The sequence below is a fragment of the Enterococcus sp. LJL90 genome (assembly GCF_056924355.1).
Window position 1 is genome coordinate 1 of record NZ_JBXPBQ010000018.1, and the last position, 16,357, is coordinate 16,357.

At 33.6% G+C, this 16,357-nt stretch carries 23 protein-coding genes and 2 pseudogenes; 21 read left to right on the plus strand and 4 right to left on the minus strand.

Annotation, left to right across the window (positions count from 1 at the left end; translation table 11 throughout):
* From AC1Z3S_RS19045 to AC1Z3S_RS19085, 9 genes and pseudogenes are all read left to right on the plus strand, one after another.
* Positions 1 to 651 (plus strand): IS3 family transposase (locus AC1Z3S_RS19045; protein ID WP_461741694.1); only part of this gene is annotated, 651 nt, incomplete at its 5' end.
* A gap of 702 nt (positions 652 to 1,353) precedes the next feature.
* Entirely contained in the window at positions 1,354 to 1,656 is a 303-nt protein-coding gene (locus AC1Z3S_RS19050; RefSeq protein ID WP_265460219.1) for a hypothetical protein, read from the plus strand.
* A gap of 32 nt (positions 1,657 to 1,688) precedes the next feature.
* Positions 1,689 to 2,915: an efflux RND transporter periplasmic adaptor subunit gene (locus tag AC1Z3S_RS19055; protein ID WP_461741695.1), complete on the plus strand. Its 1,227-nt coding sequence runs from the start codon at positions 1,689 to 1,691 to the stop codon at positions 2,913 to 2,915.
* A gap of 1 nt (position 2,916) precedes the next feature.
* Complete coding sequence (locus AC1Z3S_RS19060) at positions 2,917 to 3,576, plus strand: ABC transporter ATP-binding protein (protein ID WP_265460221.1); 660 nt, start codon at positions 2,917 to 2,919, stop codon at positions 3,574 to 3,576.
* Between the two features lie 18 nt (positions 3,577 to 3,594).
* On the plus strand, positions 3,595 to 4,806 hold the full coding sequence (locus tag AC1Z3S_RS19065; RefSeq protein WP_461741696.1) for an ABC transporter permease: 1,212 nt from the start codon (positions 3,595 to 3,597) through the stop codon (positions 4,804 to 4,806).
* A 98-nt stretch (positions 4,807 to 4,904) separates the two neighbouring features.
* A pseudogene (locus AC1Z3S_RS19070) lies at positions 4,905 to 5,045 on the plus strand (IS982 family transposase); the annotation flags it as partial.
* Positions 5,046 to 5,373: 328 nt separating this feature from the next.
* Complete coding sequence (locus tag AC1Z3S_RS19075; RefSeq protein WP_265460223.1) at positions 5,374 to 6,033, plus strand: response regulator transcription factor; 660 nt, start codon at positions 5,374 to 5,376, stop codon at positions 6,031 to 6,033.
* On the plus strand, positions 6,030 to 7,409 hold the full coding sequence (locus AC1Z3S_RS19080) for a sensor histidine kinase (protein ID WP_265460224.1): 1,380 nt from the start codon (positions 6,030 to 6,032) through the stop codon (positions 7,407 to 7,409). The genes AC1Z3S_RS19075 and AC1Z3S_RS19080 overlap by 4 nt, the downstream gene beginning before the upstream one ends.
* Positions 7,410 to 7,465: 56 nt before the next feature.
* The gene (locus tag AC1Z3S_RS19085) at positions 7,466 to 7,831 is read left to right on the plus strand and encodes a hypothetical protein (RefSeq protein WP_461741697.1); all 366 of its coding nucleotides are present in this window, start codon (positions 7,466 to 7,468) and stop codon (positions 7,829 to 7,831) included.
* Positions 7,832 to 7,911: 80 nt separating this feature from the next.
* On the opposite strand, the gene AC1Z3S_RS19090 is transcribed toward AC1Z3S_RS19085, so the two are convergent.
* The gene (locus tag AC1Z3S_RS19090) at positions 7,912 to 8,193 is read right to left on the minus strand and encodes a hypothetical protein (RefSeq protein WP_461741698.1); all 282 of its coding nucleotides are present in this window, start codon (positions 8,191 to 8,193) and stop codon (positions 7,912 to 7,914) included.
* A gap of 174 nt (positions 8,194 to 8,367) precedes the next feature.
* On the opposite strand from AC1Z3S_RS19090, the gene AC1Z3S_RS19095 reads away from it, so the two are divergent.
* The 3 genes from AC1Z3S_RS19095 to AC1Z3S_RS19105 are packed head-to-tail and all read left to right on the plus strand — an operon-like array spanning position 8,368 to position 9,266.
* Complete coding sequence (locus tag AC1Z3S_RS19095; RefSeq protein ID WP_416207880.1) at positions 8,368 to 8,760, plus strand: DinB/UmuC family translesion DNA polymerase; 393 nt, start codon at positions 8,368 to 8,370, stop codon at positions 8,758 to 8,760.
* Positions 8,750 to 9,091 (plus strand): hypothetical protein, encoded by a 342-nt coding sequence (locus tag AC1Z3S_RS19100; protein WP_461741699.1) that lies wholly within the window; start codon positions 8,750 to 8,752, stop codon positions 9,089 to 9,091. Before AC1Z3S_RS19095 ends, AC1Z3S_RS19100 begins: the two co-directional genes overlap by 11 nt.
* A gap of 19 nt (positions 9,092 to 9,110) precedes the next feature.
* Positions 9,111 to 9,266 (plus strand): hypothetical protein, encoded by a 156-nt coding sequence (locus tag AC1Z3S_RS19105; protein WP_461741700.1) that lies wholly within the window; start codon positions 9,111 to 9,113, stop codon positions 9,264 to 9,266.
* 133 nt (positions 9,267 to 9,399) lie between these two features.
* Here AC1Z3S_RS19105 and AC1Z3S_RS19110 read toward each other — a convergent pair whose 3' ends face one another.
* Positions 9,400 to 9,681, minus strand: a complete 282-nt coding sequence (locus AC1Z3S_RS19110; RefSeq protein ID WP_265460229.1) for a hypothetical protein — start codon at positions 9,679 to 9,681, stop codon at positions 9,400 to 9,402.
* The gene (gene prgP, locus AC1Z3S_RS19115) at positions 9,668 to 10,567 is read right to left on the minus strand and encodes a ParA superfamily DNA segregation protein PrgP (protein ID WP_461741701.1); all 900 of its coding nucleotides are present in this window, start codon (positions 10,565 to 10,567) and stop codon (positions 9,668 to 9,670) included. The genes AC1Z3S_RS19110 and prgP overlap by 14 nt, the downstream gene beginning before the upstream one ends.
* Positions 10,568 to 10,947: 380 nt before the next feature.
* Between prgP and AC1Z3S_RS19120 the strand changes: the two genes are divergently transcribed.
* From AC1Z3S_RS19120 to AC1Z3S_RS19160, 9 genes and pseudogenes are all read left to right on the plus strand, one after another.
* A complete protein-coding gene (locus tag AC1Z3S_RS19120) occupies positions 10,948 to 11,856 on the plus strand; it encodes a helix-turn-helix domain-containing protein (RefSeq protein ID WP_461741702.1) in 909 nt (302 codons plus the stop codon).
* 205 nt (positions 11,857 to 12,061) lie between these two features.
* On the plus strand, positions 12,062 to 12,256 hold the full coding sequence (locus tag AC1Z3S_RS19125) for a hypothetical protein (protein WP_461741703.1): 195 nt from the start codon (positions 12,062 to 12,064) through the stop codon (positions 12,254 to 12,256).
* 156 nt (positions 12,257 to 12,412) lie between these two features.
* Positions 12,413 to 12,646: a hypothetical protein gene (locus AC1Z3S_RS19130; RefSeq protein ID WP_461741704.1), complete on the plus strand. Its 234-nt coding sequence runs from the start codon at positions 12,413 to 12,415 to the stop codon at positions 12,644 to 12,646.
* Positions 12,647 to 12,829: 183 nt separating this feature from the next.
* A complete protein-coding gene (locus AC1Z3S_RS19135) occupies positions 12,830 to 13,357 on the plus strand; it encodes a hypothetical protein (protein ID WP_461738499.1) in 528 nt (175 codons plus the stop codon).
* A 95-nt stretch (positions 13,358 to 13,452) separates the two neighbouring features.
* Positions 13,453 to 13,683: a FitA-like ribbon-helix-helix domain-containing protein gene (locus AC1Z3S_RS19140; protein ID WP_461738500.1), complete on the plus strand. Its 231-nt coding sequence runs from the start codon at positions 13,453 to 13,455 to the stop codon at positions 13,681 to 13,683.
* A gap of 1 nt (position 13,684) precedes the next feature.
* On the plus strand, positions 13,685 to 14,125 hold the full coding sequence (locus tag AC1Z3S_RS19145; protein ID WP_461741705.1) for a hypothetical protein: 441 nt from the start codon (positions 13,685 to 13,687) through the stop codon (positions 14,123 to 14,125).
* 318 nt (positions 14,126 to 14,443) lie between these two features.
* Positions 14,444 to 14,587 carry a type I toxin-antitoxin system toxin PepG1 gene (pepG1, locus tag AC1Z3S_RS19150; RefSeq protein ID WP_461741706.1) on the plus strand — a complete coding sequence of 48 codons (144 nt, stop codon included), beginning with the start codon at positions 14,444 to 14,446 and terminating at the stop codon, positions 14,585 to 14,587.
* Between the two features lie 497 nt (positions 14,588 to 15,084).
* Positions 15,085 to 15,621, plus strand: a pseudogene (locus tag AC1Z3S_RS19155) (N-6 DNA methylase); the annotation flags it as partial.
* Positions 15,614 to 15,925: a restriction endonuclease subunit S domain-containing protein gene (locus AC1Z3S_RS19160; RefSeq protein ID WP_265460238.1), complete on the plus strand. Its 312-nt coding sequence runs from the start codon at positions 15,614 to 15,616 to the stop codon at positions 15,923 to 15,925. The pseudogene AC1Z3S_RS19155 and the gene AC1Z3S_RS19160, both read left to right, overlap by 8 nt.
* 215 nt (positions 15,926 to 16,140) lie before the next feature.
* Here AC1Z3S_RS19160 and AC1Z3S_RS19165 read toward each other — a convergent pair.
* A partial coding sequence (locus AC1Z3S_RS19165; protein WP_461741707.1) for an IS3 family transposase occupies positions 16,141 to 16,357 on the minus strand: 217 nt, incomplete at its 5' end.

Consider the following 16,357-nt stretch of genomic DNA (forward strand, 5'->3'; position numbering starts at 1 on the left):
GAAGGTATTTCAGTATCTCTTAAACATGTCCAAAAGCTAATGAAACAATTAAATTTAAGGTCGATTGTAGTTAAAAAATATAGACCTCAAAGGTCTAATAAACCGATTATTTCAAAAGAGAACCTCTTAAATCAGGACTTTTCTACTAAGACTATCTGTGAGAAATGGGTAGCTGACATTACTTACATTCCTACTAAGAAAAATGGTTGGTGTTACTTATCTTCAATCATGGATTTACACACGAAAAAGATTATTAGCTATACATTTTCAAAACGAATGATTGTGGATTGTGTCATTCAAACGCTGAACAAAGCAAAAATGCATTATGACATTCCAGAAGGAATGATTCTACACACTGACTTGGGCAGCCAATACACAACCAGAGAAGTGGAACAATGGCTTGAAACCAACAAAATAAGGTATTCTTATAGTAGAAAGGGAACACCTTATGATAATGCTGGAATCGAATCTTTCCATGCTTCATTGAAAAAGGAAGAAGTCTACACGACTAGCTACTCAGATTTTGAAGAAGCAAATCGAGCGCTATTTAGCTACATTGAAAGATTTTATAACCGAAATCGAATCTATAGCTCGATTCACTATCTAACCCCACAGGAGTTTGAAGAGTTGGCAAAAGCAAAAATGGCGTAACCGTCTCTACTAACATGTGTCCAAGATATTGACTCAATTCCAACTTGTTACGAGTATCAATCCAAACAAAATTATATTTATTGTATTCATATAAACCCTTCACTTTTACTTATAAAGACTCATCTAGATATTCCAATATATCTCCAGAGATTCTTCATTAAGAAATTGCTCTTTTCTTTTTGTATATTTTTTTAGCCGTTTATTAAATCCTTTAACTAAATTAGTCGAATAAATCGTCCAAATCACCTTTGGTGATTGGTGTTTCCATAATTTCTGTTGTAAAATTAGTCATAAGAAAGTTTTCCTATAAAATTTTGGTTGTCGTAACTTTAATTTTACAGAATGGACTTTCTTTTGTTTATACCAAATTTCTATTTACACAAAATATTTTACGCTATAGCCACCTCTTTATGAGTTGGTTTTTTTGATATGGTCAATACGTCTACTATATATTTAATAACATTTGAATTTTAATCTTTCGCTCTTTGTGATATATGAAAAAGATTTTGGCGCAATTTCCTTTACTAAAATATTCCGAATATATTGACATTCAGCAAGTTTTTCAACAATTTAGAGAAAGATTCATCTAACCTTGGTCCTTTACGTCTAAATAAAAGGAGACAAAAAGGAGATTTAGAACTAAGTTTCTGTAGATTGATTTGGTATTCTTTATTTAATAAATAAAGAAGGGTATGAAAAGAAATGAAAAAAAAATTAACTTTAAGTGCTTGTTTATTTGCATTAATGATTGTAGGAACAGCTTGTAATGGAAGTAATAGTCAAGAAGGAACTGAAGATAATCAAGGAGGACAAAAACTTACATCGAAAGATGTTGTCAGTCAAAAAGATGAGGTACTTGATGGAGAAGAAGTAACGGTATATGAAATGAAAGATGGATCTAATGTTATATTACCTAAAGGAGTAGACATGGATGATGCAGGTGCGGTCATACCTGATGAAAAAAATATTCAATCATACTCATCAGAAGATTTAGAAAACGAATAACTATAAAGAATTAGACAGTTGAGGAAATAGATATGGCTAAAAAAATTGTAAAAAGAAAACGACTCCTATTCATGATACTTCTATCTGTAATTTTTGTAGTTATTTTTTACTACTATGGAAGCAACATTAAAAGTTCAGTATCGTCAGCTGAAATAAAAGATGTTCATACTACTTATGAAAAAATTTCTGTTAAATCGCTTCAAAAGAATGATACATATGGAGAATCTGCAGTAACCTTGGCGGGTGCAATAACCGCAAATAGCATATCAAAAATAAAAATAGACCCTTCTAAAGGAACTGTTGAAAATTTAGCAGTAAATGAAGGTGACAATGTTGCAAAAGGACAAGTGTTATTTAATTATAAAAATATAAGCATGGAGTTAGAGCTGAAAGAGGCTGAAGCGGTCTTAACAGAAAAAAAACAATTGCTATATAGTGCAGAAGATACTGAAACGCTCAAATGGGATATGTATAACAAAGCAAGCAGAACTTATACAGAAGATCAAGCATCTGAGTTGGCTGATTTGAAAATGCAAGCCACAATAGCTAGCAACGATATTGTAAATGCCAAAGCTGCGGTTGACACTGCACAAATAACATATCAGGCAGCTGTCGAAAATTCCGAAAAGAATGTTGTGACAGCTTCAACTGATGGTCAGATTAAAAGTTTAAATAAAGAACTTTTAGATAAATCAGATGATGAGAAAAGTAGTGACAACTTTATTGAAATTGTTGATAGTAGCAGTCTTTATGTAAAAGGGAAAATTAGTGAGTTTGATAGGGAGAGTGCTTCTTTAGAGCAACCAGTCGAGATTATTGATCGAAAAAATCCTGAAAATACTTGGAGAGGGAAAGTCACAAAAATAGGCTACTTAGTTGCCGAGGATGGGAAATCAGATGATACAGAAGAAGAAGAAAATCCTAATCTTTCAAAATATTCTTATACAGTAAAATTAGAAGAAACGGACAATGCGCCATTACTTGGTTCAAATGTGTATGTCAAGTTATTATCAGATAGTGAATCTCAACTAACGCTTCCAAAAGATTATGTAAAAGAAGAAAAGACAACAGAAAATGGACAAGATAGTAAAAAATATTTTGTTTGGAAAGTAATCAACGGGAAAGTAAAAAAACAAGAGATAACAATAGATGAAGATAAGAGTAATGGGGAAAAAGTAGTTATTATAAGTGGGATTAGTGAAGAAGACAACATTATTGAAGCCTCAGATGAGGTAAAAGAAGGAATAGAGGTAAGTTAGTGTGTTGAAATTAACTAATATTTCGAAATCATATAAACAGGGAGACTCACAAATTTCTGTATTAAAGAATATCAATCTTACAATCAAAAAGGGAGAATTTTGTGCAGTCATGGGACCTTCAGGTTCGGGTAAATCCACATTAATGAATATTTTGGGTTGCTTAGATTTGCCAACTGAGGGAATCTATGAACTCGATAAACAAAATATCGCTGAGCTATCTGAAAATCAGCTTTCTGATATACGAAATAAAAAAATAGGTTTTATTTTCCAGAATTTTAACCTGATGCCGCGTTTAACAGCACTTCAAAATGTAGAATTACCACTCATATATTCCAAAATTTCAAAGGAAGAACGAAAAATAAGAGCGCTACACTTGTTGTCAGAAGTTGGGCTTTTTGATCGGAAAAATTTTTTTCCATCAGAATTGTCAGGAGGACAAAAACAGAGAGTCGCTATTGCTCGAGCATTGGTCACAAATGCTCCTATAATTTTGGCAGATGAACCAACGGGCGCGCTAGACACGACAACGGGAGAACAAATTATGACTATTTTGAAGGAATTAAATTACAAAGGCAAAACGATTATTGTTATAACTCATGAGTTGGAGATAGCTAATTATTGTGAACGGCTCATTGTGATTCGAGATGGTATTTTTCAATAAGAACAGGAGACTAAAGATATGGAAATGTTGGTTATTTCAATACGTTCTGTTTTTGCACATAAAATGCGGTCAATCTTAACGATGCTAGGAGTAATTATTGGCATTGCAGCTATCATTAGTATTTTTAGCATTATCGAAGGAAATACTGCTAATATGAAACGACAACTTCTAGGTGGAACAAACAATACAATGGAAGTACTATATGATCAAATATCTAGATTTGACAAAGGGGAAGCAAATAGTAGCCAAGCAAAAAAACCATTGTATATACCTGAAATATCGGATGAAATTTTAAAAGAACTAAAAAAAGATAGCAATTTAAAAAATATTGGGATTGGCTATGCGGTGAACCAAGCAGCTTTCTATAAAACTAAAACAATTTATGGTAAATTTTCAGCAGCAAGCTCAGACTATATCAATATGAAAAACTTAAAACTATTAGATGGACGAATGATTAATGACCAGGACCAAGCGCAACGAAAGCAAGTAATTATCATAAATGAAGAAATGAAAAAACAATTACCTAAAGAGGTACAAATTGGTAGTTATATAGAGATTAATGGCACACCTTTTCAATTAATAGGTATTTACAGAGAAAAGTTGAATGAGCAAGTATATAATTCAGAAAAAACCGCTTTTGTACCATATAATCAGTGGAATAATATTTTTGAGACAATCGATAACCAACCAACAGTGTTAGTACAAACACAAAGTATAAACGATTTACAATTAGTTGCCACTAGAGTAGCTCAATCATTAAATAAAAAATTCCCTGAATCTGATTATGTTTTTGGTATTGAAGACTATGACCAGTATACACAACAGATGGAGGAGTTTAATAAATCAAACTTCTATTTACTAGCAGGGATTGCTAGCATTTCTTTATTAGTCGGTGGGATAGGTGTGATGAATATTATGCTAGTATCTGTTACAGAGCGTACACGAGAAATTGGAGTAAAAAAAGCGCTAGGTGCTCGGAGAACGCTAATTTTGCAGCAGTTCTTGGCTGAATCTGTCATATTAACCTTAATCGGAGGAATGATTGGAATTGTCACCGGAATAATCGCAGGTTTGGTTATCGTAAATATATTAGGATTTCCTTATATTATATCTGTGTTAGCAATTTTTGGAAGTTTAGCATTTTGTTGCTTGATTGGAATTTTATTCGGCTTACTACCAGCTATCAAAGCTTCAAAATTAAATCCTATTGAAGCATTACGTTTTGAATAGATACTCCTATATACCTGTTGTGCTAGTTAATTTTAAAAACATAAAATAGCTTTGCGATAAAATTAGCTCAAAACCAAAACGAAATGAGTGAATGTTCCATGCAAAGCCAACTACAGAATACCCAAAGCTATTCAGATTTTCAAACCACTTATCACACTATCTTAAAGAAGGTTGAAGGATTATATCGTAAATTTATCCCTGATTTAGTTCGTTTCAGACGAAATGTTGCCGAACAAAAAAGCCTGATTAAGTTATACAGTTGATTGATGAATAGAATTTTCGTGTTGGAAAAAACATAGGACTTTATTTAGAAATCCCAATGTAATTTGGCAACCCCTACTCTCCCTGGCAACGGGGTTCCAATTAAAATGGAAATGGATTTTTTTGAGATTTTTTTTTGAAGGGAACTAACTTTTCAAGGGTTTCAAAATAGGAAAAAATAGCTGTCCTGAGAAAAAATAGCTATCCTAAACAACACCAAACTGGAAAAGCTGTTAGGAAGTTTTTCAGTAAGAAATGTTATACTCGATCTGTTGGAATACTTTATAAGCTAAAGGGGAATAAATAATGAATGTATTGGTTGTAGAAGATGAAATTCTTATTAGTCAATTGATTCAAGATTTCTTAGTTGAATCTGGCTACAGTGTTTCTGTTTGCTTGGATGGTCAAGCTGCAGTTGAAAAATTCAACCAAAGTAAATTTGATTTAGTAATTTTAGATATAATGCTGCCAGGAAAAAATGGATTGGATGTTCTTAAGGAAATTCGTAATATGTCAGATGTTCCTATTGTTATGTTGACAGCATTAAGTGATGAACAAACACAAATTATTTGTTTTAATCAAAACATTGATGACTATGTGACAAAACCTTTTTCTCCTACAGTCTTAGTAAAAAGAGTGGAAAATATTTTAACTAGACGTAGTTTAAAAAGAGAAGATAAAATAGTCGTTGGAGAACTTGAAGTGTTTATGAATAACTGTGAAGTCAAATATAAAGGAAAAACTATTGAATTAACAAAAAAGGAGCTTGATATTTTTACCTGTCTTATTCAAAATAAAAATTCTATTGTCACAAGAAAAAATATTTTAAACTCTGTCTGGGAATACTATGACTTTGCAGATACGAGAATAATTGATAACCATATTCGAAATCTGCGCAAAAAAATACCAAATGTTAAAATCACTACCATTAAAGGGATCGGTTACAAATTTGAAGGTGTAATATGAAAATTTGGAAGAAAAATTTTTGTTATACATTGACTATTATTATGTCTACTATGTTGATATCAATAGCTTTTTTTTATTTTATGATTCCTGTTTATTATCAATTTAAGCAAAGTACCTCTCTTAGTAATGATCTTTCTGAAGCCATTGAAGAAATTGAAAAGATGCCAATTGAAGATGCTGTCAATTATTTAGAAAAAAATTTTAGTAATACTAACTGGGTGCTAACTGATGAACAGAATAATCAAATGTATACTGGCAATTTGATCAGATGGGATGATGAAGAAACCTCGAATATCAATAGTTTCGATGTCCCCAGTTCATTAGGAAGTTCAATTGTGGCTGAAAGAATAATAAAGGAGTTTTGGGACGATAATGGTGATAAATATTTTTTGAGTGGATTCACGTTAACACAACCTATAATAGAAGCAAGTAACGTTATGCTAGAATTACTTCCTATAATTTTATTAATAACATTGATCATAGGTATAGTCTCGACATATATATATTCAAGAAGTTCTACCAAACGTATTTTAAATATATCGGAAATAACAAATAAGATGGTAAAAAAAATAGATGTAGAATGCGATATTTCAGGAAAAGACGAGCTCGCTGGTCTAGCTAAAGATATCAATTTACTAAATAACACACTAAAAAATACGATAAGAGCTCTTGAAGTAGAAATTTCAAAAGTAGAAGAAATTGAGCGTAACAAGGAATATTTTGTTCAAAGTGCGGCTCATGAATTAAAAACACCAATAACTATAATGTCAGGTATTATTGAAGGAATGAGATTAAATGTCGGTCGCTATCAAGACAGAGAAAAATACCTTGAAATCTGTCAAGATTTGTTATCTACTCAACAAAATTTGATACATAACATATTTTCAGTTTATAAAGATGAGAGGATAAGTGAACAAGGTAAAGCAACAAAGTTTTCTCTTAAGAGCATTGTGGAAGACTTAGTTAAACCTTATAAAATTATTTCAGAGGCAAAGAGAAAACATTTTACAGTGGATCTTACCGAAATAAATATCATAGCAAATAAAGAACAAGTAGAGCGTTTGCTTTCTAATGTTATAACCAATGCATTTCAGTATTGCCAAGAAGATGGTCAAATTAATATTAAACTTAAGAAAAATTGTTTCATTATTGAAAATTCATGTAAACCTTTAGAACCTGAAATTTTAACTAAAATATTTGAACCATTTTATAGACCTGATTATGCTCGTAATCGTAAATTGGGAGGAAATGGTCTTGGTTTATTTATAGTCAAGCAAATTTTGGATACGAACAATTATACTTACAAATTTGTTCCAAACAACAAACAAAATGGGATGGTTTTTACGATTCAATTCAATAACTTTTATGAAAAATAAATCTTTAAAAATCTTTATAGTTTAAGAATCTATGAATGTAAAAGGAGTGTTCTATATTGAAAAAATTTTTTTTTATAGTATTTTTATTAGCAAGTATTGCTTTGACTGGTTGTCAGATCAATCATGCAGAAAAGGGGAATTTATCAATGAGTGATCAAACAACATCTTCGGTAAAAGAAACAAAAGGTCAGACAAGTTCTTCTAGCGATTTAGTAGGAAATGAAAGTAAGTATGCAACTGAAGGTGATGTGTTAAAAAAAGAGGATACAATGATTGAGCAAAGGTCTTATGTCCTATATACGTTTAAAGGTAATAAATCTGTAGCCCTTCCAAAAGATGTATCCCTTGAGGAAGCTAAAATTGATTTATCTGTTCTTCCAGAGATAGGAACACCAAAAGAAGAATTAGAAACAGGAAAATGAAGGTTGGATCAAAGTCGGGACCTTTTTCCGTTAAATGTGATCAGTTATAAAGAGCCAACAAAAACAATACTCTATCGTTTCTATATTTTTTGCTTAATAGAAGAAAGCTCAGCTTCCAGTTGAGCTCTTTTTGCTTTCTCTCTATATAAGGTAGCCACACTAATACCAGTTTTATTTGAAACGGTCTTGTGCTGCTTCAATAATTCCAGTGCTAACTCTAACTGGTCTTTGCTGAATTTTTTTGGTCGGCCTTCTCTGAAATTTGGATTTAGTGTAAAGGGCCACAATAAAATGTAGGAAAAAGGGCATTGAAAATGTAGGTTTTTGGCCATTAATAATTGTCTATTTAATCCAAATTTCATTATAGAATCTGGTCTAACTTGACTAAGAACCTTCTAAAGGTGTGATGTACGCCTTTAGAAAGCCTGCGGCTCAGCCAAAGGCTATCACACCTTAGTTCCAAGTAAAGTTATACCTAATATAGTGTTATTAAACGTACCTACGTCTAATCTGCTTTTCATTGGCCTAAAACCTACATCTTTTTTTGGCCTTTTACAGACGGCTTTTCAAGGCAACAAAAAATATCCGCAACAGACCGCTCGAAACCACTTGCGGAAGCTGTTTTTCAGTTATTCCATAAATTTTATACGCCCGGCTGTTTTGTACGCAATATTTCCATTACTTGTGGTGGATTGGTTGAAAATGGAGCTTTTCAATTCTCTCTATTTGAAGAACCGGAGCAGCAATTGAAAGAAGAGAAACTCGACTCGCTCATTGACGAGATTCGTAATCGCTTTGGTTTTACGTCGATTGTGCATGGTTATTCTGCTTTAGAAGCTGGAACCGCAATTAAACGGGCGTCTCAGGTCGGTGGCCATGCAGGCGGCAGTGAAGGAATCAATCAAGGAGGAGCCAAAGATGAGTATTAAAGCTGAATTTTTTCGCCAGTATCGAGATAGAGGCTTGTTAAAGTATCAAGGCTTCTTTTTAAGTGAGCATACCGCTACCCTATCAAGCGACCACACAACTCGTCATACGTCAATCAAAGCTTTACCTCAACTCACAGAACAAGAATTACAAGACGTTATTGAGGAGGCATTACTAAAAGATCGAGCTGTTTTCATTCAGCTTGACGAAACGGATTTAGAAGGGAATTTCAGACCTAACGTGACAGGTAAATTAATTGGCTATGATGACGTGGCACTTTATGTGGGAACTACTGCAATCCCTTATGACACTGTTCGTTTAATCGGTTTATAAAATTTAAAGGAGTTACAGCATGGTTAAAATGAGTCATAGTAAGAAGAAAATTATCTCTCCTTCTTTTATCCCACAAATTCTTAATAAAAACTGGGAGACCAAAGAGCAAAATGAACTAGAGAAGCTGGTGAAGGATGTTGACAATAAGAATACAACACAAAAAGACAGCAGATGAAATAATCATCTACTGTCTTTACTTATAGTAAAATATAAAAAATAAAGTTTCTTTTAATGATAAAAAGCTACAGATTGAACCCGTATTTTTAATGACTATAAAAAGGATACAAAGATAAAAGGATACATGTATCTTATTTCGGGGTGAGGTTTTTAAGTATCCTTTGCTCTCTTTCAGACATTTTATTTTCTATATAAAAATGGACTACTTCATCTATAAATTCATAATTTTTTAAACTTTGCATGGTAGCTATTGTCTTAACAAGATTAAAAGTATCTTCACTCACTTTTATATTTTTTCTATTTTCAGATCCCAGCTTTTTTTTGCTATTAAGAATTACTTTATCTGTTCGACTTGTGTTTGCTTCCTGTTCAATTTCTGGACCTTTTGGTATGTCTCGATTAATTAAACCCATTAACATTCAGCTCCTTTCCAAGATTAGTTAATTTACTCTGAGTTAAAGAATACAAAGGTTGATACAAATAATTTGTAACGTCTCCTTCGTCTTCAAATAGTTTAATTCTTTGTTCTAACTCTTCAAAAATATCTGCAAATAGAGCAATCATTTTCTTGTCATGGTAGTCCTCGAATTTGAACCCTAACCTAGCATACCATTGTAATCTTGCATGATTTTGAATGATAGTATTAAATACATTATCTCTTCCAAAGGTTTCAATTGTTTCTTCAACTAATTTTTGGTGCATTGGTCTTTTTTGTTGCAACAATGCCGGTAGTACACCAGCGATCTGAATAGGTACTTGACTTCCAAAATCATCTACTAAAGTTTGCACATAATCGAAAATTAGTCTTTGACTACCTTCGAAAGAAAATTGTTGTGTTTCTTGAACAACAACTAAATAGTCACAACACACCATTGCGTTATCAACTTTTAAGTCTGTTGAAGGCGGAACATCAATAAAAATGTAATCATAATTGTTTTCGATTTTAGAGAGTAACTTTTTCAAATAAAATGTTCTATCTTTAGTATTATTAAAATTTTCAGTCAGAAACTCTGTATAGAGCCTCATATCATAGCCAGAAGGAATTAAATGTAAATTTGAGTTTAACTCAATTATAGAGCTTCCTAAATCACCGTCTTCTAATGCTGCCATAATAGTTTTTGGAATTTTTTCTAAATTAAAACTTTTAGATAAAAAAACAGTAGCATTCGCTTGAAGATCAATATCTATAACTAATACCTTGTGCATTTTTACTAATGCAGCGACTAATGCAGTCATGCATGTATCTGTCGTTTTCCCAACCCCACCCTTTTGTTGACCGAAAATAATAGTCTTTGCCATATCAATTCCCCTTTTTCTGTAATATAAATTTAACATTGGATACATGTATCTTTGTATCCTTTTTCTTGTTTTCTAGTATAACTTAAAGTCAAACAAAAATAAATAGAAAATGTATCTTTTTTATAAGTATATAATATAAAGCTTGCTATAACAATAGAAACATCAAAGATACAAAGATACATAAAAAGATACAAGGATACATTTATCTTTGTATCTTTTTATCTTTCACTACTTAGATACAAAGATACATAAATCTGTTCATCTACGCTATTGCAAATACTATCGAGCTATTATATGTTAAATGTATCTTTTTGCATGTATAGGTTTTAGCTCTCTACTATTACTCGTACACTACTAATATTTTAAAGGAGTTTTTAACAATGGAAAACTTAACTGAGAATTACCTAGAAACTCAAAATATAAATGCTAAAGGTTATGGTGTTATGCCAAAACTAGTAATGCAAGACATACGGTTGACTATTGAAGCAAAAGCTATTTATGCCTATATTGTAACTTATGCCGGGGCAGGAAATACCGCATTTCCTTCTCTAAAAAAAATATTATGTGACTTATCTATTGCAAAGAATAGATTTTACAAACATAGAAAACTTTTAATCGATTATGGCTATTTGTCTGTTACACAAGTGTTTAACGACAAGAGAGAAATCGTAAAAAACATTTACACCCTCAACCAATTCCCAAAAGAGCATACTAAAGAAGAACCAGTAGCGATTAATATTTCAAATAGCGACCCTATGGTTCAAAATGAACCATACCCTATTCATCAAAATAACGCACATAAAAGTACCAGTATTAAAATTAACACAATAAAAGATACAGATAAAAAAGATACTAAAGTGATAGATACTAAAGTGATAGATACTAACAAAGACCAGCAACTGGATCAAGAATTGTTAGCCAGCTTTCACTTGACCAATACGCAAACCTTTTTGACAGAGAACAGTTTAAAATTTATCGCCTTATTTTCTAAAACCTTTGACCAAGCTTATGAGACCGTTGGCATTATTCAGCGTGCCAAAAAGAAGGTGGAAAAAGAAAAGGGTATTGTCGTCATCGGAGAAGATTGGCAAGAAGAAATCGAGTTACATTTACGGCGTGTGGTTCAAAAGATACGAACAGACCACACAATTAAAAATGCGGATAATTACATGTTTAAGAGCTTTTGCTATTTCTTTCAAGGGTGTTCGCACCGACTAATGACTACTTCTCAAAAAAGAAAAACACACGAAGTGCTTATGTACAATTTTTTGGAAGGAGAATCTTTGTGAAACGGGTAGAGAGCTTTAAGCTTGGAGACGTGTATATTGTAAAACCGAAGGATTTAACCAACTAGCGGAAATGCGTTTGTAGACTTTTGACTGGGATTCTCAACAATTTATTGCACGTTCTGGAAGGGCTGATCAGGCAGACTAGAAACGACAAAGTGCCGCCTAACAAAACTGAAAACAGGACAAGACAGAAAGAGAGGGACAAATGAATCAATTTGATGTGTATTGGATAAGTACACCAAATCCACTAGGGACTGTAGCTAATGGGTGTGAGCGAGATATTGAGGCCAATTCTGCACAAGAAGCACTTGAAGAATTACAAACACGAATACAACGACGTCGGTTAGAAAATCATGTAGAAATAAAAGCTTATCGGATTGAAAGCCATCTAATTTATTAGTAGACACAAAAAGATAAGATACGTAATGAATTTGTTCTTGAGTTAGACCTAACAACTGAAAATAAAATCAATACAATTACCATGTATGATGTCCGATCTGGATACTAAAAGGGTAATTAAATTGACCAATAATCGTTAAAACGAAAGGAGGCTCTTATGGATGTTCCAAAGGTCAAGTTGACCACTTCAATACGAAAAAAATATTTGAAACGAACGGTTTTAATCGTCTTTATTTTGATTCTTTTTCAACTGAGTGGCGTTCTATCTGGTCTATTTCAGGCAGACAAAAGTACCCCTTTGTACACGACATTCTCACAAGGAAATGTTCCCATAACTTACTTAGCAAATGGCTATGACAAGGACGAAAATCAATTCATTTTTGCGTTTTAAATCCCTACAGATAAGACCAATCCGTTAGTAAGTTTTGAATTATTTGCGAAGGCAGATAAGATTACGGCGGACTATTTACCAACGGAAACGACAAAGGTTTATGAAGATTTTTTTATCGTTCGAGTACAACTTCCTACGAAGTGGAAAAAGATAAGTTATGAGCTTTTTCCGGTAGAAGAAGGCGTGGAACCGAGCCTGGCTGCAACGGATAAATTTGAATTGTTTAGCGACGGGTTAACAGACTATTCGCTCACTATACAAGAAGGAAAAGTGGCCTATTTAGAATCAAAAATTAAGCTAGCTGAAGACGAAAATGAGTCATACAAAACTAAAATTTCTGAGCTAGAACGAGACGTTGCGAAACTAGATTCTGCTAATTCTGATTTAGAAAAATCATATGAACAATTAGCTGAAGCGGACCAATCTGCTATCCAAGAAAAGATAGCTAGTAATACATCTACCAAGGAACAAAAGCTCAGTGAAGTGACCGATATTGAGGAAGAAATTTCCTCGAATGAAGACAGGATAACCTCCTTTGAGCGGTTGCTGGAAGAAACGCACTCTCCAAAAATAGGTCCGGCAGATAAGCCCATATTTGCCGCATGTGAAAAAAAACTGGGCCCTAGAAAAAACCAAACCGCTCTGCGGTTTACTCCAATTTTGGGGTCAGGTTTCCCTTATGCTCTTACTAGATTTCCTTGTGAAATATGAAGATTCTATGAACATGTGTTGATGTACACTCGTTGTATTGAGTCGTTGTTCCATCTGAAAAATGAAATGAGGTGACCCCTATGGGCGAGATAAAAGTGAGAAATTTACCTAAACAAACCGTTGCAGCTTTAGACGAAAAAGCCAAACACGCAAACACTTCCAGAGAAGAATATGTGCGCCAATTGTTGGTGACACATGGTGAGTCAGCTAACCTACAAAACATGAGTCGGACTTATGATTCTCTTGTGCGTGAATGCTTGCTTGTCATTCAAGCAAACACGACTATGATGTCGGACTTAATTAAGACAATTGGATTGGAGGATTAACATGAAACCTACCTATCGAATCGACGTACGACTGTCGCCTGAGTCCACACCAAAAGCGTATGGATTTTGGTCGGAGTTTGAAGAATCCAATGAGGATTGTAAGAGCCATTCAGAACTTCTTATTCGGTTAATAGAGTTGTATAAAAGTGCCAGTTTGTTAAGCACCAACTTTGATCTTCTTTCCAACTTAACCGCAGAGAAACTGGCTCAGAAATTTAGAGTAATTGAACCTCGCACAGGTACTACGGAAAAAAATACCAGGGTACTTTTGGAAACAATGAATGGCTTACTCTTTCACTTGGGAATCAACGGGTTTATCACCACAGATCAGTTGCACACTCAAGCACTACAAGCGGCTGAAACAAAAGTCGCAAAAGATGTCGATAACATCAATAAACGTAACCTAGAAGCCAAACGTGAACGAGAAGCTGGTTCTTCATGAGCAACAGTAAAGTAGGAATAGTCACCGTCTCAAAATTTACCTTTAGTGGATCAAAAATCTATGGCTCCTATTTAGATTATATAGATCGTAATGAAGCGTTTCTGACAAATTTCAGTCGAGTTCAGCCCCTTTTCTAGGCGGCAACAGTATAGATATTTCAGACGACGATTTGTCTTTTTGATTTTTACAGGATAAAGCAACAAGCCTCGAAATTCTAAAGCTTGTTTTTCCGTTTGGAAGCTGACTAATTTTATTTATGATATACTAAACAGGTAGAAAAGTTATGACGGTGGCTATCTTTGAGAGGTGGTGGTGCTTATGAATGTAAGTGCTGAAATCTACGAAAGGAGAAGCCTTTTGTCTGCATTAGAGACAATTCAATTGTTATTGAGTTTTGGTATGTTTACCATTGCTTTGATAAAATTGATTGTGGACTTGCTTAAACACGACAAAAAGAAATAACCGTCAACTTTAGCAGGGCGACGATTATTTCTAAAATCTGTTAAAACTTGCTGCCGTCTTAAACGGTTCTACTTGGAGGGCATATTATCGTATGTCCTCTTTTATTATACTCATTTTAGCATAAAATTGCTGTGGATGAAAGGAACAAGTCCGTTTTGTAAACGATATTTTCTATTTATAAAACGACTTGTTCTTTATGTAGAATCTCTCAGTTGGATGAACGGGCCAACAGTTTTATAATCATTTTTTGCCTGACTCCTGGATAAAAAACTATCTCGTTGCTACATTAGGATATCTTTTTGCACCCTCCAGTATGATAAAATGAGACTAAACGGTGGGTTAAGGAGAAGTGGATGACTTACGAAAGTGAAGCAACGCTTGAAAAAAGGCTAATTCAATTATTGACATCTAATGGCTATGAACAAGTTAAGATTCCAGATGAAGAGGCATTACTCAAAAACTTTAGGCGACAGGTGAACAAGCACAATGAACAAGTACTTTATCATTTGGCTGATAATGGAACGATGGCTGTTGTTTTACCCCATGGGGTCTTGTTTAGAGGCGCAGCTGAGGGAACTATTCGCAAAGTATTAATCGATAACTATAACTATTTGGATGCCGTAATTGGCTTGCCTGCCAATATCTTCTTTGGGACTAGTATCCCTACCTGCATTTTAATCTTTAAGAAATGCCTTGAACACGATAAAGATATTTTATTTATTGATGCCTCTAACGAGTTTGAAAAAGGCAAGAATCAAAATCGGTTATCGGATGCACATGTGTCAAAGATAGTAGATACCTACAAAAATCGTGAAACGATTGACAAATATAGCTATGTGGCACCGTTAACTGAAGTTGCGGAGAATGACTTCAATCTAAATATTCCTCGTTATGTCGATACCTTTGAAGAAGAACCTGACATTGATTTACATGCCGTTCACCACCAATTACAAGCAATCGATAGAGAGATAGTGGAGAGTAATGCCGTATTGGACCAGTACTTTGAAGAATTAGAGGTGATCTGGCATGAGTAAACAACGAAAGGTACTAGAACTTCGCTTTCCGGGGTTTACTAATGATTGGGAACAGCGTAAATTCAAAGACAATATAGTATCAATTAAAACTGGAACTAACTTGTTGGGTACAGAGACAAACAGAGGGTTACCATTATTGAAGATGGGAAATATCCAACGTGGATATTTCTTATTTAAAAAATTAGAATACTTTGATGAAAAACAAACTATTGAACCTGAGAATATTGTTAAATTTGGTGATTTTTTATTTAATACTAGGAATACTTTAGAGCTCGTGGGAAATTTGCATACAATAGTAATATAGCCTGTTTTATATTTGCTGGGATTAATACAATATTTTTTAATTATCTCTATAACACTGAACAAATGTTAAATCAAGTGCATGCTAGAGCAGTTGGAACTACTAGTGTGGCAGCAGTTTATCCTCGTGATTTGAATTCAATTAAATACCTTTTACCTAGTATTGAAGAACAAGAGTGGATTTGAGTCAATATCTTGGACACATTTTAGTAGAGACGGTTACGCCATTTTTGCTTTTGCCAACTCTTCAAACTCCTGTGGGGTTAGATAGTAAATCGAGCTATGGATTCGATTTCGGTTATAAAATCCTTCAATGTAGCTAAATAGCGCTCGATTTGCTTCTTCAAAATCTGAGTAGCTAGTCGTGTAGACTTCTTCCTTTTTCAATGAAGCATGGAAAGATTCGATTCCAGCATTATCATAAGGTGTTCCCTTT

What these genes read in the sequence shown, in the direction of transcription:
- AC1Z3S_RS19050 (WP_265460219.1), top strand. Translation starts at nt 1,354, where the DNA reads ATGAAAAAAAAATTAACTTTAAGTGCTTGTTTATTTGCATTAATGATT.
- AC1Z3S_RS19055 (WP_461741695.1), top strand. Translation starts at nt 1,689, where the DNA reads ATGGCTAAAAAAATTGTAAAAAGAAAACGACTCCTATTCATGATACTT.
- AC1Z3S_RS19065 (WP_461741696.1), top strand. Translation starts at nt 3,595, where the DNA reads ATGGAAATGTTGGTTATTTCAATACGTTCTGTTTTTGCACATAAAATG.
- AC1Z3S_RS19075 (WP_265460223.1), top strand. Translation starts at nt 5,374, where the DNA reads ATGAATGTATTGGTTGTAGAAGATGAAATTCTTATTAGTCAATTGATT.
- AC1Z3S_RS19080 (WP_265460224.1), top strand. Translation starts at nt 6,030, where the DNA reads ATGAAAATTTGGAAGAAAAATTTTTGTTATACATTGACTATTATTATG.
- AC1Z3S_RS19090 (WP_461741698.1), bottom strand. Translation starts at nt 8,193, where the DNA reads ATGAAATTTGGATTAAATAGACAATTATTAATGGCCAAAAACCTACAT.
- AC1Z3S_RS19100 (WP_461741699.1), top strand. Translation starts at nt 8,750, where the DNA reads ATGAGTATTAAAGCTGAATTTTTTCGCCAGTATCGAGATAGAGGCTTG.
- AC1Z3S_RS19105 (WP_461741700.1), top strand. Translation starts at nt 9,111, where the DNA reads ATGGTTAAAATGAGTCATAGTAAGAAGAAAATTATCTCTCCTTCTTTT.
- AC1Z3S_RS19110 (WP_265460229.1), bottom strand. Translation starts at nt 9,681, where the DNA reads ATGGGTTTAATTAATCGAGACATACCAAAAGGTCCAGAAATTGAACAG.
- prgP (WP_461741701.1), bottom strand. Translation starts at nt 10,567, where the DNA reads ATGGCAAAGACTATTATTTTCGGTCAACAAAAGGGTGGGGTTGGGAAA.
- AC1Z3S_RS19120 (WP_461741702.1), top strand. Translation starts at nt 10,948, where the DNA reads ATGGAAAACTTAACTGAGAATTACCTAGAAACTCAAAATATAAATGCT.
- AC1Z3S_RS19125 (WP_461741703.1), top strand. Translation starts at nt 12,062, where the DNA reads ATGAATCAATTTGATGTGTATTGGATAAGTACACCAAATCCACTAGGG.
- AC1Z3S_RS19130 (WP_461741704.1), top strand. Translation starts at nt 12,413, where the DNA reads ATGGATGTTCCAAAGGTCAAGTTGACCACTTCAATACGAAAAAAATAT.
- AC1Z3S_RS19145 (WP_461741705.1), top strand. Translation starts at nt 13,685, where the DNA reads ATGAAACCTACCTATCGAATCGACGTACGACTGTCGCCTGAGTCCACA.
- pepG1 (WP_461741706.1), top strand. Translation starts at nt 14,444, where the DNA reads ATGAATGTAAGTGCTGAAATCTACGAAAGGAGAAGCCTTTTGTCTGCA.
- AC1Z3S_RS19160 (WP_265460238.1), top strand. Translation starts at nt 15,614, where the DNA reads ATGAGTAAACAACGAAAGGTACTAGAACTTCGCTTTCCGGGGTTTACT.